The sequence below is a fragment of the Amycolatopsis sp. NPDC003865 genome, from assembly GCF_053605345.1.
This window is the reverse complement of sequence record NZ_JBSGJA010000010.1, coordinates 224,083-245,713: the sequence shown is the minus strand read 5'-3', so window position 1 is coordinate 245,713 and position 21,631 is coordinate 224,083. Positions and strand designations below refer to the sequence as shown.

Annotated in this window: 28 protein-coding genes and 1 tRNA gene; 11 read left to right on the top strand and 18 right to left on the bottom strand. The window is 71.6% G+C overall.

What is annotated here, in order from left to right:
• Window positions 1-235 precede the first annotated feature (235 nt).
• Window positions 236-309: transfer RNA gene (locus tag ACWEVP_RS24730), tRNA-Ile, on the bottom strand.
• A 193-nt stretch (window positions 310-502) separates the two neighbouring features.
• Here ACWEVP_RS24730 and ACWEVP_RS24725 point away from each other — a divergent pair.
• Complete coding sequence (locus ACWEVP_RS24725) at window positions 503-772, top strand: hypothetical protein (protein ID WP_452064923.1); 270 nt, start codon at window positions 503-505, stop codon at window positions 770-772.
• 61 nt (window positions 773-833) lie between these two features.
• On the opposite strand, the gene ACWEVP_RS24720 is transcribed toward ACWEVP_RS24725, so the two are convergent.
• Both ACWEVP_RS24720 and ACWEVP_RS24715 read right to left on the bottom strand, forming a co-directional pair.
• Window positions 834-1,355, bottom strand: a complete 522-nt coding sequence (locus ACWEVP_RS24720) for a dihydrofolate reductase family protein (RefSeq protein ID WP_452064922.1) — start codon at window positions 1,353-1,355, stop codon at window positions 834-836.
• Window positions 1,356-1,422: 67 nt separating this feature from the next.
• On the bottom strand, window positions 1,423-2,391 hold the full coding sequence (locus ACWEVP_RS24715; RefSeq protein WP_452064921.1) for a bile acid:sodium symporter family protein: 969 nt from the start codon (window positions 2,389-2,391) through the stop codon (window positions 1,423-1,425).
• Window positions 2,392-2,487: 96 nt separating this feature from the next.
• Here ACWEVP_RS24715 and ACWEVP_RS24710 point away from each other — a divergent pair, with 96 nt between their 5' ends.
• Window positions 2,488-3,321 carry a LysR family transcriptional regulator gene (locus ACWEVP_RS24710; protein WP_452064920.1) on the top strand — a complete coding sequence of 278 codons (834 nt, stop codon included), beginning with the start codon at window positions 2,488-2,490 and terminating at the stop codon, window positions 3,319-3,321.
• On the opposite strand, the gene shbA is transcribed toward ACWEVP_RS24710, so the two are convergent.
• Window positions 3,318-3,914 (bottom strand): RNA polymerase sigma factor ShbA, encoded by a 597-nt coding sequence (shbA, locus tag ACWEVP_RS24705; protein ID WP_452064984.1) that lies wholly within the window; start codon window positions 3,912-3,914, stop codon window positions 3,318-3,320. The genes ACWEVP_RS24710 and shbA overlap by 4 nt on opposite strands.
• A 146-nt stretch (window positions 3,915-4,060) precedes the next feature.
• Window positions 4,061-4,546 (bottom strand): RNA polymerase sigma factor, encoded by a 486-nt coding sequence (locus tag ACWEVP_RS24700; RefSeq protein WP_452064919.1) that lies wholly within the window; start codon window positions 4,544-4,546, stop codon window positions 4,061-4,063.
• 159 nt (window positions 4,547-4,705) lie between these two features.
• Between ACWEVP_RS24700 and ACWEVP_RS24695 the strand changes: the two genes are divergently transcribed.
• Together ACWEVP_RS24695 and ACWEVP_RS24690 are read left to right on the top strand one after the other, a co-directional pair.
• Window positions 4,706-5,338 (top strand): endonuclease, encoded by a 633-nt coding sequence (locus ACWEVP_RS24695; RefSeq protein ID WP_452064918.1) that lies wholly within the window; start codon window positions 4,706-4,708, stop codon window positions 5,336-5,338.
• 193 nt (window positions 5,339-5,531) lie between these two features.
• The gene (locus ACWEVP_RS24690; RefSeq protein ID WP_086679434.1) at window positions 5,532-5,795 is read left to right on the top strand and encodes a WhiB family transcriptional regulator; all 264 of its coding nucleotides are present in this window, start codon (window positions 5,532-5,534) and stop codon (window positions 5,793-5,795) included.
• Window positions 5,796-5,985: 190 nt separating this feature from the next.
• On the opposite strand, the gene ACWEVP_RS24685 is transcribed toward ACWEVP_RS24690, so the two are convergent.
• Window positions 5,986-6,960, bottom strand: a complete 975-nt coding sequence (locus ACWEVP_RS24685; protein WP_452064917.1) for an RNA polymerase subunit sigma-70 — start codon at window positions 6,958-6,960, stop codon at window positions 5,986-5,988.
• A gap of 40 nt (window positions 6,961-7,000) precedes the next feature.
• Here ACWEVP_RS24685 and ACWEVP_RS24680 point away from each other — a divergent pair, with 40 nt between their 5' ends.
• Both ACWEVP_RS24680 and ACWEVP_RS24675 read left to right on the top strand, forming a co-directional pair.
• A complete protein-coding gene (locus ACWEVP_RS24680) occupies window positions 7,001-7,726 on the top strand; it encodes an SDR family NAD(P)-dependent oxidoreductase (RefSeq protein WP_452064916.1) in 726 nt (241 codons plus the stop codon).
• Between the two features lie 187 nt (window positions 7,727-7,913).
• Window positions 7,914-9,110: an LCP family protein gene (locus ACWEVP_RS24675; RefSeq protein WP_452064915.1), complete on the top strand. Its 1,197-nt coding sequence runs from the start codon at window positions 7,914-7,916 to the stop codon at window positions 9,108-9,110.
• 4 nt (window positions 9,111-9,114) lie between these two features.
• Here ACWEVP_RS24675 and ACWEVP_RS24670 read toward each other — a convergent pair whose 3' ends face one another.
• The 7 genes from ACWEVP_RS24670 to ACWEVP_RS24640 form a co-directional block, all read right to left on the bottom strand.
• Entirely contained in the window at window positions 9,115-10,305 is a 1,191-nt protein-coding gene (locus ACWEVP_RS24670) for an acyl-CoA dehydrogenase family protein (RefSeq protein WP_452064914.1), read from the bottom strand.
• 1 nt (window position 10,306) lies between these two features.
• On the bottom strand, window positions 10,307-11,212 hold the full coding sequence (locus ACWEVP_RS24665; protein WP_452064913.1) for a 3-hydroxyacyl-CoA dehydrogenase NAD-binding domain-containing protein: 906 nt from the start codon (window positions 11,210-11,212) through the stop codon (window positions 10,307-10,309).
• Window positions 11,209-11,955, bottom strand: a complete 747-nt coding sequence (locus tag ACWEVP_RS24660) for an acetoacetate decarboxylase (RefSeq protein WP_452064912.1) — start codon at window positions 11,953-11,955, stop codon at window positions 11,209-11,211. Before ACWEVP_RS24660 ends, ACWEVP_RS24665 begins: the two co-directional genes overlap by 4 nt.
• On the bottom strand, window positions 11,952-12,695 hold the full coding sequence (locus tag ACWEVP_RS24655) for a crotonase/enoyl-CoA hydratase family protein (RefSeq protein ID WP_452064911.1): 744 nt from the start codon (window positions 12,693-12,695) through the stop codon (window positions 11,952-11,954). Before ACWEVP_RS24655 ends, ACWEVP_RS24660 begins: the two co-directional genes overlap by 4 nt.
• A gap of 13 nt (window positions 12,696-12,708) precedes the next feature.
• Window positions 12,709-13,848: a CaiB/BaiF CoA transferase family protein gene (locus ACWEVP_RS24650; RefSeq protein WP_452064910.1), complete on the bottom strand. Its 1,140-nt coding sequence runs from the start codon at window positions 13,846-13,848 to the stop codon at window positions 12,709-12,711.
• 118 nt (window positions 13,849-13,966) lie between these two features.
• Entirely contained in the window at window positions 13,967-14,872 is a 906-nt protein-coding gene (locus tag ACWEVP_RS24645) for a LysR family transcriptional regulator (protein WP_452064909.1), read from the bottom strand.
• 9 nt (window positions 14,873-14,881) lie between these two features.
• Window positions 14,882-15,433 (bottom strand): TetR/AcrR family transcriptional regulator, encoded by a 552-nt coding sequence (locus ACWEVP_RS24640; RefSeq protein WP_452064908.1) that lies wholly within the window; start codon window positions 15,431-15,433, stop codon window positions 14,882-14,884.
• An 80-nt stretch (window positions 15,434-15,513) separates the two neighbouring features.
• Here ACWEVP_RS24640 and ACWEVP_RS24635 point away from each other — a divergent pair, with 80 nt between their 5' ends.
• Entirely contained in the window at window positions 15,514-15,936 is a 423-nt protein-coding gene (locus tag ACWEVP_RS24635; protein ID WP_452064907.1) for an ester cyclase, read from the top strand.
• On the opposite strand, the gene ACWEVP_RS24630 is transcribed toward ACWEVP_RS24635, so the two are convergent.
• From ACWEVP_RS24630 to ACWEVP_RS24610, 5 genes are all read right to left on the bottom strand, one after another.
• Window positions 15,881-17,260 carry a sensor histidine kinase gene (locus tag ACWEVP_RS24630; protein ID WP_452064906.1) on the bottom strand — a complete coding sequence of 460 codons (1,380 nt, stop codon included), beginning with the start codon at window positions 17,258-17,260 and terminating at the stop codon, window positions 15,881-15,883. The genes ACWEVP_RS24635 and ACWEVP_RS24630 overlap by 56 nt on opposite strands.
• A complete protein-coding gene (locus ACWEVP_RS24625; RefSeq protein ID WP_452064905.1) occupies window positions 17,257-17,943 on the bottom strand; it encodes a response regulator in 687 nt (228 codons plus the stop codon). Before ACWEVP_RS24625 ends, ACWEVP_RS24630 begins: the two co-directional genes overlap by 4 nt.
• Before the next feature lie 45 nt (window positions 17,944-17,988).
• Window positions 17,989-18,177 (bottom strand): hypothetical protein, encoded by a 189-nt coding sequence (locus ACWEVP_RS24620; protein WP_452064904.1) that lies wholly within the window; start codon window positions 18,175-18,177, stop codon window positions 17,989-17,991.
• Window positions 18,174-18,578 carry a hypothetical protein gene (locus tag ACWEVP_RS24615; protein WP_452064903.1) on the bottom strand — a complete coding sequence of 135 codons (405 nt, stop codon included), beginning with the start codon at window positions 18,576-18,578 and terminating at the stop codon, window positions 18,174-18,176. Before ACWEVP_RS24615 ends, ACWEVP_RS24620 begins: the two co-directional genes overlap by 4 nt.
• Before the next feature lie 192 nt (window positions 18,579-18,770).
• Complete coding sequence (locus ACWEVP_RS24610) at window positions 18,771-19,304, bottom strand: TetR/AcrR family transcriptional regulator (protein WP_452064902.1); 534 nt, start codon at window positions 19,302-19,304, stop codon at window positions 18,771-18,773.
• Between the two features lie 23 nt (window positions 19,305-19,327).
• Here ACWEVP_RS24610 and ACWEVP_RS24605 point away from each other — a divergent pair, with 23 nt between their 5' ends.
• The 4 genes from ACWEVP_RS24605 to ACWEVP_RS24590 all read left to right on the top strand — a co-directional run bounded on the left by ACWEVP_RS24605 (window position 19,328) and on the right by ACWEVP_RS24590 (window position 21,602).
• Complete coding sequence (locus ACWEVP_RS24605) at window positions 19,328-19,762, top strand: SRPBCC family protein (RefSeq protein ID WP_452064901.1); 435 nt, start codon at window positions 19,328-19,330, stop codon at window positions 19,760-19,762.
• Between the two features lie 66 nt (window positions 19,763-19,828).
• Entirely contained in the window at window positions 19,829-20,401 is a 573-nt protein-coding gene (locus tag ACWEVP_RS24600; protein ID WP_452064983.1) for a TetR/AcrR family transcriptional regulator, read from the top strand.
• A 37-nt stretch (window positions 20,402-20,438) separates the two neighbouring features.
• Window positions 20,439-20,810: a winged helix-turn-helix transcriptional regulator gene (locus ACWEVP_RS24595; RefSeq protein WP_452064900.1), complete on the top strand. Its 372-nt coding sequence runs from the start codon at window positions 20,439-20,441 to the stop codon at window positions 20,808-20,810.
• 42 nt (window positions 20,811-20,852) lie between these two features.
• Window positions 20,853-21,602: an isocitrate lyase/PEP mutase family protein gene (locus ACWEVP_RS24590; RefSeq protein WP_452064899.1), complete on the top strand. Its 750-nt coding sequence runs from the start codon at window positions 20,853-20,855 to the stop codon at window positions 21,600-21,602.
• The last annotated feature ends 29 nt before the right edge of the window (window positions 21,603-21,631 follow it).

Below are 21,631 nucleotides of genomic sequence, written 5' to 3'. Positions count from 1 at the left end.
CACGGATGGGGCTCGAGACCGTGCCCCAGGGCGGGTGCGAGTCACCCCCATGCCAACTCGCGCACACGGACGGAGGTCCGGGGCCGAACCCCAGGTGATGTGCCGGTGCGCCCCGATGCCAACGTGACCACACGGACGGGGGTCCGGGGGCGAGCCCCCGGGCGGGGTGTGGGGGTTGCACCCCCACAGGGAGAGGGCGAACCGAGGGGTGCGAGCGAAGCGAGCACCGCGAGGGTAGGGCGGGCGGGGCTCGAACCCGCGGCCAAGGGATTATGAGTCCCCTGCTCTAACCAACTGAGCTACCGCCCCCTGGCCCCGGCGCGCTGGCGGCTCGGGGATGTGCGTTTGCACAGAAGACCCAGTTCGCTTCAAGTTATCACAGCGGCCATCCGGGCAGATCCGGTAGGCCAAACAGGTTGAAATGGCCACCGAGCGGCGGAAGGTCGTCTAGGTTGCAAGGGCGTCGCCGCTGAACGGGACGGCGGGAGGGTGAGCGATGGTCATGGCACCGCGAGCCGCTCCGCTGGGGTCTCGTGCGCTTCGGTTGGCGTTGCTGGACGCACTCACCGCCGGGGCGGGTCTGGGGTACCTGGCGCACCAGTACCGGGAGGCGCTCGTGGCGAATCTCGCGGGGATCGGTCTGGGGCTGCTGCTCGTCTTCGCGTTGGGGTATGTGGTCCGGGTGGCGGTGCGGGCGTTGCGTCGCGCGAATCGGCGGGTTGAGGGGATTTTCGCGGAGGAGCTGCGGAAGCCGTCGCCGCGGCCGCGGTGATGCTGCGGATTCCGTTCGGGGGCGGGATTGCGGCCGCTTGTACACAGTGGACGGAGGGTGCTCACCGGACGCGGTACCAGGCGTTCAGGATGGACCCGGCGTGGCTCAGCTCGAGTGGTTCCAGCCGTACCGGTGCGCCGTCCGGCCGGTCGAAGAGCCGCACGCCGTCGCCGAGGAGGACCGGTGCGACGTGGACCAGCAGCTCGTCCAGCAGTCCGGCTTCCCAGCATCGCCGGGCCGTCGCCGCGCCCAGGACCGCCACGTACCCGTCGCCGGCTGCCGCGGCTGCCGCCGACACGGCCTCCGGGAGGTCCGGTACCAGCGTGAACCCCGGTGATGGTGGCGCCGAGCGGGTCACGACGAAGATCGGGCCGTCCCAGCGGCCGCCGTAGACCTTGCCCTCCGCCGTCGTCGCCGGGGCGTACGTGTTGTGGCCCATCACGATGGCCCCGATCTCGCCGGCCACCCGCTCGGCGACCGGGTTCGGCCCGGTGTGGAGGCCGGACAGCCACGTCATGTCGTCGCCGGGTGCCGCGACGAAGCCGTCGAGGGACATCGTGATGTGGTAGAGGATCTTCGCCATGGTGCCGCCTTCCGGGTGGGTGTCACCACGTACTGACGGCTCCCGCCGGAAAGCTCATCGGTGCGGATCAGGCCGGGACGAGTTCGGGTGCGGCCGCGTACCGCCGGGCGAGCGACGCGCACACGATCAGCTGGATCTGGTGGAACAGCATCAGCGGCAGCACGATCAGCCCGACCTGCGCGTGCCCGAACAGCACCGTCGCCATCGGCAGCCCGCTGGCCAGGCTCTTCTTCGACCCGCAGAACACGATGGTGATCCGGTCCGCGCGCGCGAACCCGAGCAGCCGGGCGCCCCAGCCGGTCGCCGCCAGCACCGCCGCCAGGAGCACGCAGCAGAGGCCGGCGAGGACCAGGAGCGGGACGACGTCGAGCCGGTGCCAGATGCCTTCGGTCATGCCCGCGCTGAACGCCGTGTACACCACCAGCAGGATCGACCCGCGGTCGAACAGCTTGAGCGGCGCGGAATTGCGCGTGATCCAGCCGCCGATCCAGCGCCGTGCCAGCTGGCCGGCGACGAACGGCGCCAGCAGCTGCAGCACGATCCCCAGCACGGCCGACCCGTCGACGCCGGCGCCGTCGCCGGACAGCAGCAGCGCCACCAGCAGCGGGGTCAGCACGATGCCGGCCAGGTTGGACAGCGACGCGCTGCAGATCGCCGCCGCGACGTTGCCGCGGGCGATCGAGGTGAACGCGATCGACGACTGGACCGTCGAGGGCAGCACGGCGAGGAACAGCACCCCGGCCGCGAGTTCGCCGGGCAGGACCGACGCCGGCAGCAGCGTGAGCGCCAGGCCGAGGAGCGGGAACAGGACGAACGTGGCGGCCAGCACGACCCCGTGGAGCCGCCAGTGGCGCAGCCCGTCCAGCGCCTCCTGCGTGGACAACCGGGCGCCGTACAGGAAGAACAGCAGCCCGACGGCGATGGTGGTGGCGGTGCCGAAGCCGTCCGCGACGACGCCCGAAGCGGGCAGGAGGGTGGCGACCCCGACGGTGGCGAGGATGGCGGCGACGAACGGGTCGAGACGTATCCGGGACATGGATCTCCTTCCACGGCAATTCTCGGCGCCCGGACGCTCATTGTGAACCCCGATGACCGGACTGACTGTCATCGCGGATCGCGATAAAGTGAGCGCGTGCTGGACCCGCGCCTGTGCCGTTCGTTCCTCGCCGTCGCCGAGACGCGCAGCTTCACCGCGGCCGCGCGGCGCCTGGGCGTCGGCCAGCCGACCGTCAGCCAGCACGTCCGGCGCTTGGAACGCGACTCCGGCGGGCTGCTCTTCGCGCGCGACACCCACACGGTCGAGCTCACCGCGCGCGGCCAGGCGATGCTGGGGTTCGCGCAGACCGTCGTGGACACCGAGGAGCGCGCGGAACGGCACTTCCGCGGCGCCGAGCTGCGCGGCCGCGTGCGCTTCGGCGTCTCGGAGGACTTCGCGCTCGGCGAGCTGCCGGAGATCCTGAACCGGCTGCGCCGCAGCCACCCGCTGGTGGACGTCGAACTGACCGTGGAGCTGTCGGACGTCCTCGCGCAGCGGCTGCGCGCCGGCCAGCTGGACCTGGTGCTGGGCAAGCGCCGCCCGGGCACGCACCACGGGCGGCTGCTCTGGCGGGAGCCGCTGGTCTGGATCGGCTCGGCGGCGACGGTGCTGGAGCCCGGCCAGCCGGTGCCGCTGGTGCAGTACCCGATGCCGTCGATCACGCGGCAGCTCGCCGTCGAGTGCCTCGAACGGGCGGGTCTCGAATGGCGCGCCGCGTGCCAGACGTCGAGCCTCACCGGCCTGCGCGCGGCCGCGGCCGCCGGGCTCGGCGTCACCCTGCACGCGCGCAGCCTGGTGCCCGCCGACCTGGTCGAGCTGGCCGGCCTGCCCGAACCCGGCGACATCGAGTTCATGCTGCTGGCCCGCGAGTCGAAGGAAGGGCCGGCGGCGGCGCTGGAGGAGTTCGTCCTCGACTACGTGCGGCGCTAGTCCTCTTCGCCCGTCAAAAGTCTTCGCAGCCGCCCGAGTGCGCGGTGCTGGGCGACGCGGACCGCGCCCGGTGTCGAGCCCACCGCGTCCGCCGTTTCCTCCGCCGACAGCCCGACGACCACCCGCAGCACGACGATCTCGCGCTGCTTGGCCGGCAGGACGTCCAGCAGCCGCGCCAGCCGCTCGTTGAGCTCGAACCGCAGCGCGTGCTGCTCCGGACCGTCCGCTTCGGACACCCCGTCGGGGATCTCCGGGACCGGGTCCGAGCGGTTGCGGGCGGCGGCGCGGTGGGCGTCGGCGACCTTGTGCTGGGCGATGCCGTAGACGAACGCGAGGAACGGGCGGCCCTGGTCCCGATAGGACGGCAGCGCGGTGAGCACGGCGACGCACACCTCCTGGGCGACGTCGTCGGCCGAGGCGAAGGACCGCTCGTTCCGTCCGACGCGGGCGCGGCAGTAGCGCACCACCAGCGGCCGGATGGTGGCGAGCAGGCGGGCGGTCGCGGCGCCGTCGCCGGCGATCGCGTCGGCGACCGGCTCGTCGTGCCGCCGCCAGTGCGCCGGGAACGCCTCCGGCGGCTGCGTCGCGGCGATCTCGCGGACGAGGGCGCGGCTGCGTACCCGGAGCAGGGTGCCCTCCACGTCGAGGCCCACCCGCAGCGAGTCGTGCAGCGCGGCGTTGGACTCCCGCAGCAGCTCGGTGATCGCGCGATCCCCGTACTCGGTTGCCGGCATGGTGCTCACCCTTCCCTGTCCCGCTGGTCGCCGGGCGGTGCGGCCCGGTGGCGCCTGAGGCGTTCCCGCACGTGGCGGAGGTTGGAACGGACGGTCGCAGGGGAGATGCGCAGCGCGTTCGCTATCTGCGTCGGCGTGAAGCCGTCGAGCGACCACGCCAGCACCGTCCGCTGCTGACCGGGCAGGGCGGCGAGCAGGTTGAGGAACCCCGCGTGCTGGTCGACGAGCACGGCCAGCTTCTCGTCGTCCTGCGCGTCGTCCGGCGCCCAGTCCGCGCGCGCGTCGTCCACCGCGTCGAGCAGCCGCCCGGCGACGCGGCGCACCCAGGCCCGCGGGTCCTCGGGGACCGGCCACGCCTCCAGCACGTGCAGCATCGCTTCGACGGCGACGTCACGGGCGATCTCGACCTCGAACCCGGCCTTGCACAGGAACGCCACGAGCGGGGGGAAGTCGGCGCGGAAGAACGCGTCGAAATCGTCGTCAGCGCACACGGACCCCTCACCACCCCTCGCCTCCACTGGAACAAGTGCACCGAGGTGACTCCCACGTGTAACGATTCGATCAAGACTGCTCGGGAGGAGTAATGGTCTGCTCCGGATCGGTGACGACCCGTGACGAATGGGTGCGGGCATCTCGGGTACCCGAGCCCGATGACCCAGCGAGACACGGTCCGGCGCCTGCTCGAGGAGGCGGGCCCGACCTACGCCGCCGAAGCGGGGATCAAGCTCGCCGACCGGCCGGCCCCGCTCTACCGGCTGCTCGTGCTGTCGGTGCTGCTCTCGACCCGGATCAAGGCCGGCATCGCGGTCGACGCGGCCCGGCAACTGCAGGCCGCGGGGATGGGCACGGCGAAGGCGATGGCGGCCGCGACGTGGCAGCAGCGGGTCGACGCCCTCGGCCGCGCGCACTACAAGCGCTACGACGAACAGACCGCGACAGCGCTCGGCGAGGGCGCGCGGTACCTGCTCGACGAGTACCGCGGGGACCTGAGACAGGTGCGCGAGGCCGCGAACGGTGAATTCCGGACACTGGCCCGGCTCCTGCGCGAGGTGCCGCGGCTCGGGTCCGTCGGGGCCGACATCTTCGGCAGGGAGGTCCAGCTCGTCTGGCCGGAGTTTCGCCCGCACCTGGACGGGAAAGCATTGCGGGGGGCCGAAAAGCTCGGCCTGCCGACGCGGCCCGGCCGGCTGGCGGAACTGGTCGGACCCGGCGAGCTCGCGCACCTCGCGGCCGCCCTCGTGCGGGTCACGCTGGAGCACGGTCTCGCCGATCGGGTGACGTGATCGACATCGAGATCCCGGGAAGAAGGGCGTACTCTCATGTGTTGCAGTCTTGGTTGCCCGGAGGGTGAGCCGGGGACCGAAGCCAAAACCCCCTTGACCCACGCGGATGCGCTCGCGCGCCCGCGAGCGTCAAGTCGGTTGACGCGCCACGACAATGGGAAACAGAAGTAGCAGAGGGAGGTGAACGAAGGAAATGGAAGCCACGATGACGGGCTGGGCGGAACTCGCGGCCTGCAAGGACGAGGACCCGGAACTGTTCTTCCCGATCTCCGCGGTGGGCCCCGGCGCCCGGCAGACGGCGCAGGCCAAGGCCGTGTGCGCGCGCTGCCCGGTGCGCGCCGAATGCCTCGGCTACGCGCTCGACAACGGCTTGGACCACGGTGTTTTCGGCGGGACCACCGCCGAGGACCGGCGCCGGCTGGCGCGTACCGCGCCGCAGCGGCACCGAGCTGCTTGACCAGCCGCCCGGTGACCTCTTCCCGGCGGCTTCGACGACGAACACCGAATCGGAAGAATTTCTTTCCGGATGGTGTGTGCCCGGGCGGGTGATTCCCGTGAATCGCCCGCCCGGGTTTTTTCACGCCCTTCGCGGTGCATGGTGCACGCGCGATTGCGGTGCCATTCACCCGGACCTGCGGTCATCGTGCTCAGTCCCGCCAGGTCTCCGGCAGCCCCCACGCCGCCGCCGGGACGGACTCGAAGGCGGCCAGCTCCGTGATCAGCCCGTGCTCGATCGTCACCAGGGACACGCCGAACCAGCGGTACTCGGTGTCACCCGGCCGCCGGAGCCAGGTCGCCACCGCGGGCTGGCGGTTGGCGCGCGTCGGGCGCATCCGGAAGCGCCCGACGCAGTGCGGCGACGCGGGGTCCATCGACAGCGACAGCGCGCGGACGATCGCCGCGGCGCTGCCGAACCAGAGCTCGTACGGCGGCATGACCGCGCGGGCGTCCTCGTGCAGCAGCCGGGCGACGGCTTGCGGGTCGCCTTGTTCGTAGGCGGCGATGAACCGCTTGAGCAGGGCGGCTTCCTCGGCCGTCGGGTCGCCGGCCGTCCACTCGGTACGGCGCGCGGGCAGTCGTTCACGCAGGGTCGCGCGGGCCCGCTGGAGGGCGCTGTTCGCCGACGCGACGCTCGTCTCCAGCAGCTCCGCGGTCTCCTTCGCCGACCAGCCGAGAACGTCCCGCAGGACGAGCGCCGCGCGCTGCCGCGGCGGCAGGTACTGCACGGCGGCGAGGTAGGCGAGTTCGATGGTCTCCCGTTCGACGACGGCGGCGTCCGGCCCGGCCTCGTCGAGCAGCCGGTCGGGGACGGGCTCGAGCCACGGCAGGTCGGCGGCGGTGATCGGGCCGTCCGGCTCCCCGGCGGGCCCGAGCTGGTCGGGCAGCACCCGCCGCGGCCGCCGCGCGAGGACGTCGAGGCAGGCGTTGGTGGCGATCCGGTAGAGCCAGGTCCGCACACTGGCCCGGCCTTCGAAGCGGTCGCGGGCCTTCCAGGCGCGCAGGAAGGTCTCCTGGGCGAGGTCTTCGGCGTCCCCGAGTGAGCCGAGCATCCGGTAGCAGTGCACCTGGATCTCCCGCCGATGCCGTTCGACGAGAGTCTCGAAATCCAGCGCGTGCCCCACCCGGGCACGCTAGCGCACCCGGGGCTGGAAGACTGCCTCCGTGAGCGGAACAGTCCTGGTCCTCGGCGGCCGCAGCGAAATCGGCCTGGCCGTGGCGCGACGCCTGGCCGGCGACCACGACAAGGTCGTCCTCGCCGCCCGTCCCGGCACGGACCTCACCGCCGCCGTCGCGGCACTCGGGAAAGCCGAAACCGTCGACTTCGACGCCGACGACCTCGCCGCCCACGGCCCCTTCCTGGAGAAGGTCGCCGCCGAGCACGGGCCGCTCGACGTCGTCGTGCTCGCGTTCGGCATCCTCGGCGACCAGGCCCGCGCCGAAGAAGACGCCGCCCACGCCGCCGCGATCGTGCACACCGACTACGTCGCCCAGGTCGGCGTCCTCACCCACGCCGCGAACCTGCTGCGCGCCCAGGGCCACGGCAGTCTCGTCGTGTTCTCCTCCGTCGCCGGGATCCGCGTGCGGCGCGCCAACTACGTCTACGGCTCCGCGAAGGCGGGCCTGGACGGCTTCGCGAGCGGCCTCGCCGACGCCCTCCACGGCTCAGGGGTCCACCTGCTCCTCGTCCGGCCCGGCTTCGTCATCGGGCGGATGACCGAGGGCATGAGCCCGGCGCCGTTCTCCAGTACACCGGACCAGGTCGCCGACGCGACCGTCGCCGCGCTGCGGAAGCGGCGCGGGGTCGTCTGGGTGCCCGGGGTGCTCCGTCCGGTCTTCTTCGGAATGCGCTTGCTGCCGCGCGCGCTCTGGCGCCGGATGCCGCGCTGACGCCACTGTGGCCGCGACCACAGCACTCGCGCGTACGCAGTCCGGCACAGTGCGTCGCGAAACCCGGCGAACGGCTCGGCCGTTCGGCTAGCGTCACAGGTTTTCGACAACTTTCTCAGCTGATTCCCAGCTAACGCGGTGATCCTCGAAGGAGGGGATCCACCAGAGGGAAGCAAGGGGAAGTGTCGTGCTGCTGTCGTCCCGGGGGCGTCGCATCGGCGGGCGGGTCGCGCTCGGCGTCGTGTCGGCGCTCGTGCTCGGCGCCACCGGGTACGCCTGGTCGCAGCTGAGCAAGCTGGACCACGGCCTCGTCACCGCCGACGTCATCCCGCCCTCGGCGCAGGTGGACGAAGAGGACACCATTCCCGGCGAACCGCTCAAGGTCGCCCAGAACATCCTGCTCGTCGGGATCGACGCGCGCACCGACGCCTACGGCAACCCGCTGCCCCAGAACGTGCTCGACACGCTCCACGCCGGCAGCGGCGACGACGGCGGTGACACCACCGACACGATGATCGTCGTCCACATCCCGGCCGGCGGCGCCGCGGCCACCGCGATCTCGATCCCGCGCGACTCCTATGTGGACATCGCGGGCGGCTACGGCAAGCACAAGATCAACTCCGCCTACAGCCGCGGCAAGAACGCCGCGATGTCCGGATTGCGCGCCCAGGGCCTGTCCGGCGCGCAGCTGGAGGTGGCGGCGAACGAGGCCGGCGCGAAGACCGCGATCCAGACCGTGCAGAAGTTCACCGGGTTGACGATCAACCACTACGCGGCCATCAACCTCGCCGGTTTCGACGCGCTGTCGCAGGCCGTCGGCGGCGTCGAGGTCTGTCTCAAGGAGCCAGTGCACGACAGCTACTCCGGCGCGGACTTCGCGGCCGGCCCGCAAACGCTTTCCGGTGCGCAGGCGCTCGCGTTCGTGCGGCAGCGCCACGGCCTGGCCAACGGCGACCTCGACCGCATCGCGCGGCAGCAGGCGTTCCTGTCCGGGATGGCCAAGAAGGTCCTCAGCGCGGGCACGTTCACCGACGTGTCGAAGCTGAACGCGCTGGTCAGCGCCGTGCAAGGGGCCGTCGTGCTCGACAAGGGCTGGGACGTGCTGAGCTTCGCGCAGCAGCTGCGCGGCATGAGCTCCGGTGCGATCGCCTTCGCCACCATCCCGGTGCAGAGCCTCTCGCTGGCGACGCCGTCCGACGGCGACGCGGTGAAGGTCGACCCGGCGCAGGTCCAGCAGTTCGTCCGGACGGCGATCAGCACGCCGGCGGTCCAGGCCTCGGGTGACGACACCGGCGGCGGCGTCAAGCCGGTGGCCGCGACCACCACCAGGACCACGGACAGCAAGCAGCCGGCGACCAGTGCGGCCGCCGGCTGCGTCGACTAGAGGCTCACACGAAAGCGCTCTGCCCGGTGATCGCCTTGCCGACGATCAGGGTGTTCATCTCCCGCGTGCCTTCGAACGAGTAGATCGCCTCGGCGTCGGCGAAGAACCGCGCGACGTCGTATTCGAGCACGATGCCGTTGCCGCCGAAGATCTCCCGGCTCCAGGCGACGGCCTCCCGCATCCGCGAGGTGACGAACGCCTTCGCCAGCGACGACTGCTCGTCCTTGAAGATGCCCGCGTCCTGCAGGCGGGCGAGCTGCACGAGCATGCCCCACGACGCCGTGATGTTGCCGAGGCTCTTCACGAGCAGGTCCTGCACCAGCTGGAACCGCGCGATCGGCCGGCCGAACTGCTTGCGCTCCCGGGCGTAGGCGAGCGCGGCTTCGTAGGCGCCGATCATCACGCCCAGCGCCTGCCACGCGACGCCGCCGCGGGTGGCGCGCAGGATCTCGGCGACGTCGCGGAAGCCGTTGATGCCCTGCAGCCGGTTCGCCTCCGGCACGCGGACGTCGGTGAGGGTGATTTCGGCGTTTTCGACGATCCGGAACGCGGTCTTGCCCTGGATCTTCTCCGGCACGAAGCCCGGCGTGCCCTTTTCGACGACGAAGCCCTTGACGTGGTTGTCGTCGACGTCCCGCGCCCACACCACGACGTAGTCGGCGAAGGTCGCGTTCCCGATCCACTTCTTGGCGCCGTTGAGCACCCAGGTGCCGCCGTCGCGCTTGGCCGTGGTGCGCATGCCGCCCGCGACGTCCGAACCACCGAGCGGTTCGGTCATCGCGAACGCGCCGATCTTGTCCATCGCGGCCATCTCGGGCAGCCAGCGGTCCCGCTGCTCCTGGCTCCCTCCACTGTAGATCGAGTACATCGCGAGTCCGTTGTGGACGCCGAAGAACGTCGCCACGGACGCGTCGGTGCGGCTCATCTCCATCGCCATCATGCCGGTGAGCAGGTGGCTGACCGCGGGCTTGTGTTCGCCGTAGCCCTCGTACGGCAGGCCGGCGAGGCCGCTCTCGCGGAACATCCCGATCAGTTCCTTCGGGAAGGTGCCGGCTTCCCAGTTCTCGTTGACCAGCGGCTTGACGTCATCGGTCATGAACTCGCGCGCCTTGACCAGCAGCTTGCGCTCGTCGTCGGGCAGCAGCGCCTCGAAGTCGTAGAAGTCGGCGGTCAGCTTGTCTTCGAGCGGTTCCATGTCAGTTCTCCTCCACTGCGGTCAACACTGCGAGCTGCTTGCGGTCGCGCGTCTCGGCGAGATCCGAGTACGTGGAGGAGCCGTAAGCCTTTTCGACGGCTTCGATGAGCCGTTCCTGCTCTTCGGGGCTCTGGCTGGGGTTGCCAAGGCCGGCCCACATCTTCTTCATGGACTTGCCGATGTGCTCGGCCATGTGCCGGTAGCCGCCGGGGCCGCCACCGAGGTGCGAGCCGAGGAACGGCCCGACGGTCGCCCAGCGGATCCCGAGCGAATTCGTTATGACCTTGTCGAGCTCTTCCGGTGTCACGACCCCCTGCTCGACGAGGTAGATGGCCTCGCGGCTCAGCGCGTTCTGCAGCCGGTTGCCGACGAACCCGGGCATCTCCTTGCGCTCCACGACCGGGGTCCGGCCGAGGGCGGTGTAGAACTCGACGGCTTCCCGCACGGACTCGTCGCTGGTCTGTTCTCCGGGGACGACCTCGACCAGCGGGATCAGGTGCGGCGGGTTGAACGGGTGTCCGATGAGGACACGCGTGCCGTCGATCTCTTCGGTGAACGCCGTGGACGGGATGGCGCTCGACGAGCTGAGCAACAACGCGTGCTTCGGAGCTTCCGCGACGAGCTGCTTGAAGAGGTCCTTTTTGAACTCGACGTTCTCGGGACCGTTCTCCTGCACGACATCCGCGTCTCGCACGGCTTCGGTCACGTCGGCGGCGATGCGCACCCGGCTCGCCAGGTCCTCGGCGGTCGTGCCCAGGTGCGGGGCGAACTTCGCCAGGGCATCGGCGACGGCGTCGGCGAGGTCGGGACGGGGGTCGGTGACCCGGACGGTCAGGCCGTGGTGGGCGAACAACGCCGTCCAGGACAGGCCGATGGTGCCGGCGCCGATGACTGCCGCGTTCTTCATGATCGCGCTCCTTCCAAGTAGTCGAAGACCGGCTTGACCGGGGCGAGCGTCAGGTCGGTGCGGATGTGGCTCGCGGAGACGACCTCCAGCACCGGCAGGTCGGCCAGCGGCGCGAGGACGTGCTGGAACAGCTGCAGCCGCGCGGGGCCGGTGTGGGCCTGCTTGACCACGACGTCGGTGATCTCGGTGCGGACCAGCTCCTGGACGCGCGGGGCGCCGTCGTAGCCGGGGATCGTCTTGAGCATGAAGGTCGGGACGGTGATCTGGCGCTCGGCTTCGCGGACGTCGAGTTCGTGGTGCTTGTAGCCCATGGTCGCGGTCGCCACCCGGAGCGTCCCGTAGTCCAGCGTGCCGACGAGAACGCCGTTGTCGACATAGAGGTTCGGCGACCCGACGGTCTTCGGGTACGCGCTGACCTCGCGCCCGGACGCGGTCGCCGGGAAGTTGTCGAGGTACATCGCGTGCAGGTACTCGCCGCGCTCGCCGTCGAAGCTCACCTCGATCGCCTGGCCGGACTCGGTGTACGGGCCGTAGCCGGAGACGTCGCCCATCTTCATGACTTCGAAGCGCACCAATGGTTCTTCGACCTTCAGCGGCTCCGGCACGACGGCGCGCAGGGCGTCGGCGTCGGTGCGGTAGACGATGTTCAGGTACTCGCGGTCGGTGAACCTCGGGACGACCGGCGCGAACGCGGGGGCGGTCAGCGGGGTGGTCACGTGCCGCCGGACTTCTTCGATCTTCATTCGCCTGTCCACTTCGGAGCGCGGCGCTCGGCGAAGGCGGTCATGCCTTCGCGGACGTCGGCGGACTGCATCAGCTTTTTGATCTCTTCGCGCTGCGCGGCCGCGGGATCCGCGGCACGCACGATCTTCTTCACGGCGGCGAGGGCGAGGGGCGCGTTCTCCGCCAGCTTCTCGGCGAGACCGACCGCGACGGCGGCGGCGTCACCGGTCGGCGTCACGCGGTTGACCAGGCCCAGCTCGGCGGCGCGGCGGCCGGTGACGGGCTCGCCGGTGAGCAGGAACTCCATCGCCAGGTGGTGCGGGATCCGCTTCGGCAGCCGGATGACACCGCCACCGGCGGCGATCAGGCCGCGCTTCACTTCGGGAAGCCCGAACTCGGCGTCTTCGGCGGCGACGATGAGGTCGCAGCTCAGCGCCAGTTCGAACCCGCCGCCCATGGCGAAACCTTCGACGGCGGCGATGAGCGGCTTGGCCGGCTCGGCTTCGGTCAGGCCGCCGAACCCGCGTCCCGGGATCTCCGGGGACTCGCCCTTGAGCGCGGCCTTGAGGTCCATGCCGGCGCTGAAGGTGTTCTCGGCGCCGGTCAGGACACCCGCCCGCAGCGTGGGATCGGCTTCCAGCTCGTCGAGGGCGGCGGCCAGCTGCGTCGCGACGGCGGCGTTGACCGCGTTGCGGGCCTGCGGCCGGTCGATCGTGATCAGCAGGGTGCTGCCGACCCGTTCGGTGCGTACTTCGCTCATGGTCTTGCTTCTCTCAGTTCAATTCCGCGAGGACTTCGGCGGTGTCCTGACCGGCCAGCGGGGCCAGGCGGCGGATCGAGCCGGGCGTCGCGGAGAACTTCACCGGGATGCCGACCGTGCGGATGGTGCCCTCGCTCGGGTGCTCGACGGTGTCGAGCAGGTGGCCGTCGCGGACGTAGGCGTTCTCGTGGGCCCTGTCCAGCTCCAGCACCGGCGCCATCGGGATGCTGTGCTTCGCGCAGACCTCGGCCCACTCGTCGGTGGTCAGCGCCGGGGCGCAGGCGGCGATCTGCTCGGTCAGCCACTCGTTGTCGGCGCGGTCGATGGCCTCGCCGTTGACGCGCGGGTCCTCCGCGAGGTCGGGGCGCTCGGCGGCGGCGAAGAAGTCGCGGAAGTTCTTGGGGTTGTAGGGGATGACGCAGGCGAGGCCGTCCTTCGTGCGGACCGCGGCGTGGCCCTTCGTCATCGACAGCGCGAACCCGGTGGGGCCTTCGGCCGGCTCGTAGGTATGGCCGGCGAGGTGTTCGACCAGGTTGAACGCGAGCAGCGTGTCGGTCATCGGGATCTCGATCTGCTGGCCCTGCCCGGTCCGGTCGCGGTGGACCAGCGCGGCGAGCACGCTGTAGGCGATGGTCAGCGACGACACCTTGTCGCCGATGATCGTCGGCAGGTAGACCGGCTCGCCGAGCGCGCGGTGGGCGACGTCGACCAGGCCGGAGGAGGCCTGCACGGTCTCGTCGTAGGCGGCGTTGCCCGCCTGCGGCGAGTCGGCGCGGAAGCCCTGCGCGTGGGCGTAGACCAGGCGCGGGTTGCGCTCGGCGACGTCGGCGTAGTTCAGGCCGAGGCGGCTCAGCGCGCCGGGGCGCATGTTGGTGATCAGCACGTCCGCGGTGTCGATCAGCTTGAGGGCCTGTTCGCGCTCGGTCTCGTCCTTGAGGTTGAGGGCGACGCTGCGCTTGTTGCGGTTGACGTTGAGGTTCAGCGCCGTCATGCCCGGCGTGGTGCGGTACTGCCCGACACGGACGGTGTCCGCGGGGGACTCGATCTTGATCACGTCGGCGCCGAGGTCGCCCAGGATCTGGGCCGCGTACGGGCCCATCACCACGGTCGAGAGGTCGATCACGCGCACGCCGTCCAGCGGTCCGGTCGTCATCTTTCCGTCCTTTCGCGCCTGGGAAGTTTCGCTCTACTTACGAACGTAGGCGCGAGTGGCGTGAAAGGGAATGATCATGATACGAACAATGGTATGACCGCGGCGGTCATACCATTTCTCACGTGGTGATCGGGTCGCCGAAGACGTCTTTCGCGGCTTCGACGAGGTCGTGCAGGTCGCCGTCGGCGCGGTCGCGGCGCCAGAGCAGGCCGGTGTCCAGCTGGGGGTGGAAATCCGTGAAGGGGAGCACGATGACGTTGTCGAGCCGGTAGCCGTGCATCGGACTCTTCTCGTCGAGCATGGAAATGGAGAACGCCTCGCCGCTGGAAATGATTTCCGACGTCCCGCCGTAGCCGGTGTTGGTCAGCCGGATGCGTTTCTTGACGCCCAGTTCGGCCAAGTGGTGGTCGAGCTGGTCGAAATAGGCGGGCGTGATTTCCCCTGGTGAGGCCACGTACGGGAATCCGGTGAGCTCGGTGAGGCTGACGGAATCCCGCCCGGCGAAGAGCTCGGCCGGCACGACCGCGCCGAGCCGTTCCGACATGACGGGCAGCTGCTCCAGGGCCGGATCGCCGACGGGCAGCCGGGCCAGGGTGAGGGCGAGCTTGCCGTCGTGCACGCCCTGGACGAGGTCGGCGGTGGTTCCGGGCCACCGCTTGAGCTCGTAGGTGTCCCGGACGCGCCCGGCCAGTGCGTTGACGCGGTCCCGCAGGTCGGGGTGCACGCCGGCGGGCATGCCGAGGAAGACGGTGCTGCGCTGCGGCCGCGTCGCCTCCTGGACCTTCCACGGGATGGCGCCGACCCGTTCGAGGACGTCCCGCGCGAGCGGCAGCAACGCGGTCCCGGCGGCGGTGAGGGTGACGTGGTGGGTGCTGCGGTCGAAGAGCTGCCGGCCGAGCTCGTGTTCCAGGTCCTTGATCCGCTGGGAAAGGGGAGAGGCGGCCATGTGCAGCTTCCGCGCGGCGGCGGAGAAGTTCAGTTCTTCGGCGACCGCGACGAAGTAGCGCAGGTGCAGCATCTCCATGGTCCGACCCTACGTCCCGCCCGGGGCCGACACCCCGCGGCGGACCAGGTCCAGGAGGCGGCCCGCGCGGTCCGGCGCGCCGGCGAGGGCGATGCCGGTGGCGAGCAGGAGGAGGTCGAGGGCGTCGGTGTCGCCGGTGACGGCTCCGGCCGCCTTGGCGCGGTCCACCAGGTTCGCGGCCGTCTCGTTCACCGCCGCGTGCCACTGGGCGAACAGCGTTTCGTGGTCGCCGGCCGGGGTGGTCAGCGACCACGCGAGAGCGCGCTTGTCCCGGACGTGCTCGACGAACGCCGTCAGCCAGGTGAACAGCTCGGCGCCCGGGTCGGCCGTGTCGAGCCGCGCGGCGCTCGTCAGCGACTCGACTTCGCTCGCGTACACGGCGATGACCAGCTCGCGACGGCTGGGGAAGTGCCGGTACATCGTCGCGTTCCCGACGCCGGCCCGCCGGGCGACGCGGTCGAGCGGGGCGTCCGGGCCGTCCTCGGCGAACACCTCCTTCGCCGCGGCCAGCAGGAGCGCGTGGTTGTCGCGGGCGTCGGATCGGCGGGCTCGTGCGGGCATCGCGCTCCTTGCCAAGCGGGGAGTTCCCCGGTTACCTTAGCCGGACGCTAACCGGGGAACTCCCCACTTGAGGAGAGAGCATGGACGCCGCCGAAGTGCACCGCAGGCTGATCGCGTTGACGCCGTTCACCGCCGAGAGCGTCGCGGAGGGTCTGCGCTACATCGACCCCGAGGTCGTCGACCACCGCGGCGGTGCCGGTGGCGACCACCACGGCATCGACGCGTGGCGGGCGAAGTGGGAGGCCATGCTCGACGGCGGGATCTTCGCCGGCTTCCGCGACATCGGCGTACGGGTCGAGCAGAACGTCGCCGACGGCGAGTTCTCGGTGAACCGCTACACGAGCACGGGAACGCAGATCTCGACCGGCCGCAGCTACGCCGTGACCAGCATGGACATGATCCGGGTCCGCGACGGCCGGGTGGTCGAGCACTGGGCCCTGCTGGACGTCACCGACCGCGCGGCCCAGCTGGCGCCGGACGGACCGCCGGGAACGTCATCGTGAACGCCGCCCCGCCCTCCGGCGCCGGGCCGGCCGTCAACGTCCCGCCCATCCGCGTCACCAGCCCGTGCACCAGCGCCAGCCCGATCCCCGAGCCCACCGGCCGCCGGTCGCGGTACCGCTTGTTCAACACGCCCCGGTCGAACGCCACCGGGTAGTCCTCCGGTGCCAGCCCCGGCCCGCCGTCGCGCACCGACAACGCCGCCGAGGACCCGTCGGTGGAAAGCGCGAACACCATCGGCGCGCCGGCCGGGGTCACCCGCAGCGCGTTCTCCGCCAGCCCGTCCACCACCTGCCGCAGCCGCCGGGGATCCGCCACCACCGGGACCGGCCCGGACGGCGCCGAAACCCGCAGTTCCACGTCCTCCCGCGCGCACCGCAGCTGCCACACCTCCGCGCAGTCGCGGACCAGCGCGGCCAGATCCACCGGGGCCGGGTCCAGCCGGAACTCGTCGGCGCCCAGCCGCGCCAGCTCGAGCAGGTCCGTCACCAGCCGTTCCAGCCGCGAGGCCTCGCGCTGGATCGTCTGCCCCGCGCGCACGGCGTCGTCGCCCGAGGCGACGCCGTCGGCGATCGCCTCGGCGAAGCCGGTCACCGCGGTCAACGGCGTCCGCAGCTCGTGCGACACCGACAGCAGGAAGTCGCGCTGCCGCGCCTCGCTCACCGCGAGCGCGTCGGCCAGCGAGTTCAACGACCCCGCCACCTCCGCCACCTCGCGCGGCCCCTGGACCGGCACCCGCACGTCCCGCCGTCCCGCCCGCAACGACCCCGCCGCCGCGGCCGCCCGGCGCAGCGGGCGCCCCAGCAGGCGGCCGGAGACGAAGCCCGCCACCGCCGCCACGAGCAGCCCGATTCCCAGGGCCAGCGCGATGTTGCGCACCAGCGCCCGTTGCGTCGTCTCGGCGCTGCGAGCGGGCTGCACCAGCGCGAACGCCGCCCCGCGCGTGCCGACCACCCGCGTCTCGGCGAGGTACTGCGAGCCGCCGGCCGTGACGCGCCCCGAGTGGTTCGCGCCGAGCCCGAGCTTGGTCGCGGCCTGCACCGCGACCGCCTCGCCGAGCGCCTGCCCGCCCGCGCGCCGGACCACCACCGAAATGCCCTGCCCGCGCAGGACATCGGCCACCTTGCCCACGCCCAGCCGGTTGCCGATGCCGGTCTCGTCGAGCTGCGTCGCGACGACGTCGGCCTGCGCCGACAGCGACGACTGCAGCACGTTGTCCGCCGTCGTCCGGATCAGCCGGGCCGCGACGAGGCCGGCGACGATCACGGCCACCCCCGCCACCGCCAGGCACACCAGCGTGATCCGCCCGGCCAGCGTGCCCCTCACGCCGGGTCCGCCGCGTAGCCGATGCCCCGCACCGTCCTGATCGGACTGGCCGGGCCGAGTTTCGCCCGCAGCTGCGCCACGTGGACGTCGACCGTGCGCGTGCCCGCCGCCGCGGCGTAGCCCCAGACGGCGCTCAGCAGCTGGTCGCGCGAAAGCACCTGCCCCGGGTGCCGGAGCAGGTGCGTGAGGAGGTCGAACTCGGTCGACGTCAGGGAGATCTCGGCGTCGCCCGCCCAGGCCCGGCGGCTGGCGAGGTCGACGCGCGCGCCGCCGACGGCGAACGTCTCCGACGCCGGCGTCGCCCCGGAAGCGCGGCGCAGCACCGTCCGGACGCGGGCCGCCAGCTCGCGCGGGCTGAACGGCTTGGTCAGGTAGTCGTCGGCGCCGATCTCCAGGCCCAGCAACCGGTCCAGCTCGTCGTCGCGGGCGGTGACGAACAGCACCGGCGTCCAGTCCCCGGCCGCGCGCAGCGCCTTGCAGATCTCGATACCGTCCATTCCGGACAGTCCGATGTCGAGCACGATCGCGACCGGCTTGAGCCGCCGGACGGCGTCCAGCGCGCGGCCGCCGTCGGCCTCGACGTGCACGCCGAAGCCGTCGCGCTTGAGGTACATCGCCGCCAGTTCGGCGATCGCGGCCTCGTCCTCGACCACGAGGACGAGGCCGCGCCCCGGTGACCCCATACCCGCTCCCGTCTCCACCGTCATCGACGGGGAGACGCTAGCCGGTCAGGGTGAGCCATCGCTGTTCATGTCGGATTCGATGCCGTTGAGCGTCGACTCGATGCCGCTCAGCTCGGACGACGCGGGCGCGCTCCCGGAGTCCGGCGAGCCGACCAGGTTGTCCCGGCAGGCCGAGCAGCCGAGCGCGATGAGCGCGGCGGCCCCGACCGCCGCCGCGACCCTCGCGGCCCTCACTTGGCCGGCTTGCAGTGCGCGGACGCGAACGCGTCGAGCTTCTGCTTGGCTGTGTTCAGCTCGCCGATCCGGCCCTGCCGCTTGGTGGCGCGGTCGTCGAGCTTCTTGGCGCGGTCCTCGTGCCCCGCGGCGCGCTGGTCCTGGGCGCGCGCCTTCAGGTTCGCGACCGAGCCGGGCACCTCCGGGCCGCCGTTGATCCGCTTCTGGAGGTTGTCGGCCTTCTTCTGCAGCTTCGGCACCCAGTCGCCGCAGACCTGCTGGGACTCCTCGGGGCTGAGCGTGATCGGCGCGACCGGCGCCGGCGACGTGGTCTGGGCCGAGGCCAGCGGCGCCGCCACCAGCAGGCAGGCCGCGCTCGCGCCGCCCGCCAGCGCCAGCCGCGTCCAGGTGGTTCCTCGCATCGTGTCTCCCTCGTGTCGTGCTTGCGGGGAAGACTTTCGCGGGACGGTGTTCGGACGGCGTGCGCCTAGTGTTCGGGGTTTGTAAGGACCGGTGTTTCCGGCACCCCGAAGCTTGATTGTGACTACGGCTTCGGATCGGGGTGCGGGGGAGGTCTGGGTGCTCGTTTGCTCCCGTTCTCGGTGACCCTTGCGTCAAGTGCTGCGCTCGTACATCGCCAGGAACGCCGCCATCGCCGCGTTCACCGCGTCGCGGTCGCCTGTTGTGACCAGGTCGAGCAGCAGGCCCCGCGTCACGGCGAGGCCCAGCCGGGCGTGGGCGGGCCGGTCGGCTTCGGGGACCCCGCGCTCGGCGAGCAGCGCCTCGACCGGGCCCAGCCAGTCGTCGATGACGCCCTCCAGGAACCCGGTCGTGCCGGGCGTGCCGCCGAGGGCCTGGCCGTAGAGCTGGAAGAAGAGCTTCTCGTTGGCTCGCAGGTCGGCATCGGTGAGCCGGCGCCAGAAGTCCGCCGGGTCCAGGTCGGCGAGCGCCGCCCGCTGGCGGGCCTCGACCTCCCGCACCACCGCCGTGAGCAGGCCTTCCTTCGACCCGAAGTGGTAGATCAGCATGCGGTGGCTGGTGCCGAGGTCCGCGGCCAGGGCGCGCAGGCTCTGCCCGGCGCCGCCGTGGTGGGCGATGCGGTCGATCGCCGCGTCGAGCAGCTTCGCGCGCGGGCTTGCGTCGATCATGTACCAGATGGTACACGTACCAAATGGTACAGAGAATCTCGGTCCGCGCGGTGACCCCGGCCGGCGCCGACACCGTGTACGCGTTGCTGCGGGACGGCGCGAGCTGGCCGCGCTGGTCGCCGCTGGGGTCGTTCGAGCTGGTCCGCGAGGGGACGGACGAGCCGGAGGGACTCGGCGCGATCCGGCTGTTCCGGACCGGCGGAATCCGCTCGTACGAGGAGATCGTCGCGCTCGAGCCCGGCCGCCGGTTCGGCTACGCGCTCGACCACGGCCTGCCGCTGCGGGACTACGTCGCCTACGTCGACCTCACGCCCGTGGACGGCGGCACGGAGATCCACTGGCACTCGTCGTTCACGGCGAAGGTTCCCGGCACCGGCTGGTTCTACCGCCGGTTCCTCACCCGGTTCATCGGGCGGGTCGTGGCGGGGCTGGCCGAGGCGGCGCCGGTGGCCCCATAAAGTAGGCGCATGTCAGCGCCACGACGGGGACCGACCGGCCGCACCCAGGAGGAACGCAGCGCGGCGATGCGCGTCCGGCTGCTCGACGCGACGATCGACTGCCTCGTCGAGTACGGCTACGCGGGCACGACGACGACCCGGGTGGCCGACCGCGCCGGCGTCACGCGCGGCGCGCAGGTGCACCACTTCCCGACGAAGGCCGACCTGGTGACCTCGGCGGTCCGGCACCTCGCGGCCAAGCGCACCGAGGTCGCGATGGCCGAGCTCGACCGGCTCCGCGCGTCCGACGACCCGGTGGGCGACGCGCTGCAGCTGATGTGGGAGATGCACCAGGGGCCGGTGTTCTCGGCGACGGTCGAGCTGTGGGTCGCCGCCCGCACGGACGCGGACCTGCGGCGCCAGATGGCGGCGGTCGAGCCGATCGCGGCGGCCGCCCTGGTCGAGTTCGGCAAGGCATTGCTGCCGGAGCACGCGGCGCACCACGAGTTCCTGCACGCGGTGTACACCGCGATGGACGTCGTGCGCGGCATCCTGATCGCGAGCTGGGCGACGAAGGACCAGGAGGAGCTGGAAGCCCGCTGGGAGCGCGGCCGCCGCCACCTGCGCCTGCTGTTCACGACGTTGCTGGCCACTGTCTGAACGGCGTGTTACTCTCCCCGGGAAAGTGAGGTGCGCCGTGGGGCCGGACCCGTACGACCGCAACTGCCCGACCCGTCAGCTGCTCGACCGCATCGGCGACCAGTGGACGGTCCTGATCGTCGGCGCGCTGAAGGACGGCCCGCTGCGGTTCACCGAGATCGCCCACCGGGTCGACGGGATCTCCCAGAAGGTGCTGACGCAGACGCTGCGGAGCCTGGTCCGCGACGGGATCCTGACCCGCACGGCGTACGCGGTGATCCCGCCGAAGGTGGAGTACGAGCTGACGGCACTGGGCCGGAACCTGTCGGAGCCGCTGGACATGCTGGACCGCTGGGCCCGCCGGCACATGACGGCGGTCCAGGAGGCCCGCGACGCCTACGACGCGGAGCACACCCCCGCGTCGGCCTGAGTTCGGCGCTCGCCGAAGCGTCCGGCTCCTAGGTTCGGGGTCATGGACGAATTCCGCGCCCTCCACGTCCCCGGTTCCCCGCTGCTGCTGCCCAACGCCTGGGAGTTCGGCGTCGGCGCTTTCCTCGCCGCCCAGGGCTTCCGCGCCCTCGGGACCACCAGCCTCGGCGTGTCCGCGGCGGCCGGCGAACCCGACGGCGCCCCTTCGACGCGGGACGCCACCGTCGCCCTGGCGAAACGCCTGACCAGGCTGGACGTCCTCGTCAGCGTCGACATCGCCGACGGCTTCGGCGCCGATCCGGCCGCCGTCGCCGATCTCGCCGCGGAACTCCACGACGCCGGTGCCGTCGGCGTCAACCTCGAAGACGGCCTCACCCCGGTTGCCCACCAGACCGCCCTGATCGAAGCCGTCAAAGCCCGCGTGCCGGACCTCTTCCTCAACGCCCGCACCGACACCCACTGGGCGGGCGACCACTCCATCGGCGAAGCCGAGAACCGGGCGAAGGCCTATGCGGACGCCGGCGCGGACGGCATCTTCGTCCCCGGTCTGGCCGCGCCGGCGGACATCGGGAAGATCGTCGACCTGGGCCTCCCGCTCAACCTGCTGTTCCTCCCCGGGAAGGTCACCTTCGCGGGCCTGGCCGAACTGGGCGTCGCCCGCGTCAGCCTCGGCTCGCTCCCGTACCGCATGGCTTTGCGGGCCGCGGCCGGGACGGCGACCGCGATCCGCGACGGCCGGGACCTGCCGCTGAACCCACCGAGCTACGACGAAGTCGTCGCGCTGCTGCCGTAACCGGCTTGCCCGGTCTGCCAGCCTGGGGA

Bases quoted from the DNA above. Each gene is read 5' to 3' on its own strand.
- ACWEVP_RS24725 (WP_452064923.1), top strand. From the start codon at position 503: ATGGCACCGCGAGCCGCTCCGCTGGGGTCTCGTGCGCTTCGGTTGGCG.
- ACWEVP_RS24720 (WP_452064922.1), bottom strand. From the start codon at position 1,355: ATGGCGAAGATCCTCTACCACATCACGATGTCCCTCGACGGCTTCGTC.
- ACWEVP_RS24715 (WP_452064921.1), bottom strand. From the start codon at position 2,391: ATGTCCCGGATACGTCTCGACCCGTTCGTCGCCGCCATCCTCGCCACC.
- ACWEVP_RS24695 (WP_452064918.1), top strand. From the start codon at position 4,706: ATGACCCAGCGAGACACGGTCCGGCGCCTGCTCGAGGAGGCGGGCCCG.
- ACWEVP_RS24690 (WP_086679434.1), top strand. From the start codon at position 5,532: ATGGAAGCCACGATGACGGGCTGGGCGGAACTCGCGGCCTGCAAGGAC.
- ACWEVP_RS24670 (WP_452064914.1), bottom strand. From the start codon at position 10,305: ATGGAACCGCTCGAAGACAAGCTGACCGCCGACTTCTACGACTTCGAG.
- ACWEVP_RS24665 (WP_452064913.1), bottom strand. From the start codon at position 11,212: ATGAAGAACGCGGCAGTCATCGGCGCCGGCACCATCGGCCTGTCCTGG.
- ACWEVP_RS24660 (WP_452064912.1), bottom strand. From the start codon at position 11,955: ATGAAGATCGAAGAAGTCCGGCGGCACGTGACCACCCCGCTGACCGCC.
- ACWEVP_RS24655 (WP_452064911.1), bottom strand. From the start codon at position 12,695: ATGAGCGAAGTACGCACCGAACGGGTCGGCAGCACCCTGCTGATCACG.
- ACWEVP_RS24650 (WP_452064910.1), bottom strand. From the start codon at position 13,848: ATGACGACCGGACCGCTGGACGGCGTGCGCGTGATCGACCTCTCGACC.
- ACWEVP_RS24645 (WP_452064909.1), bottom strand. From the start codon at position 14,872: ATGGAGATGCTGCACCTGCGCTACTTCGTCGCGGTCGCCGAAGAACTG.
- ACWEVP_RS24640 (WP_452064908.1), bottom strand. From the start codon at position 15,433: ATGCCCGCACGAGCCCGCCGATCCGACGCCCGCGACAACCACGCGCTC.
- ACWEVP_RS24635 (WP_452064907.1), top strand. From the start codon at position 15,514: ATGGACGCCGCCGAAGTGCACCGCAGGCTGATCGCGTTGACGCCGTTC.
- ACWEVP_RS24625 (WP_452064905.1), bottom strand. From the start codon at position 17,943: ATGGGGTCACCGGGGCGCGGCCTCGTCCTCGTGGTCGAGGACGAGGCC.
- ACWEVP_RS24615 (WP_452064903.1), bottom strand. From the start codon at position 18,578: ATGCGAGGAACCACCTGGACGCGGCTGGCGCTGGCGGGCGGCGCGAGC.
- ACWEVP_RS24610 (WP_452064902.1), bottom strand. From the start codon at position 19,304: ATGATCGACGCAAGCCCGCGCGCGAAGCTGCTCGACGCGGCGATCGAC.
- ACWEVP_RS24605 (WP_452064901.1), top strand. From the start codon at position 19,328: ATGGTACAGAGAATCTCGGTCCGCGCGGTGACCCCGGCCGGCGCCGAC.
- ACWEVP_RS24600 (WP_452064983.1), top strand. From the start codon at position 19,829: ATGCGCGTCCGGCTGCTCGACGCGACGATCGACTGCCTCGTCGAGTAC.
- ACWEVP_RS24590 (WP_452064899.1), top strand. From the start codon at position 20,853: ATGGACGAATTCCGCGCCCTCCACGTCCCCGGTTCCCCGCTGCTGCTG.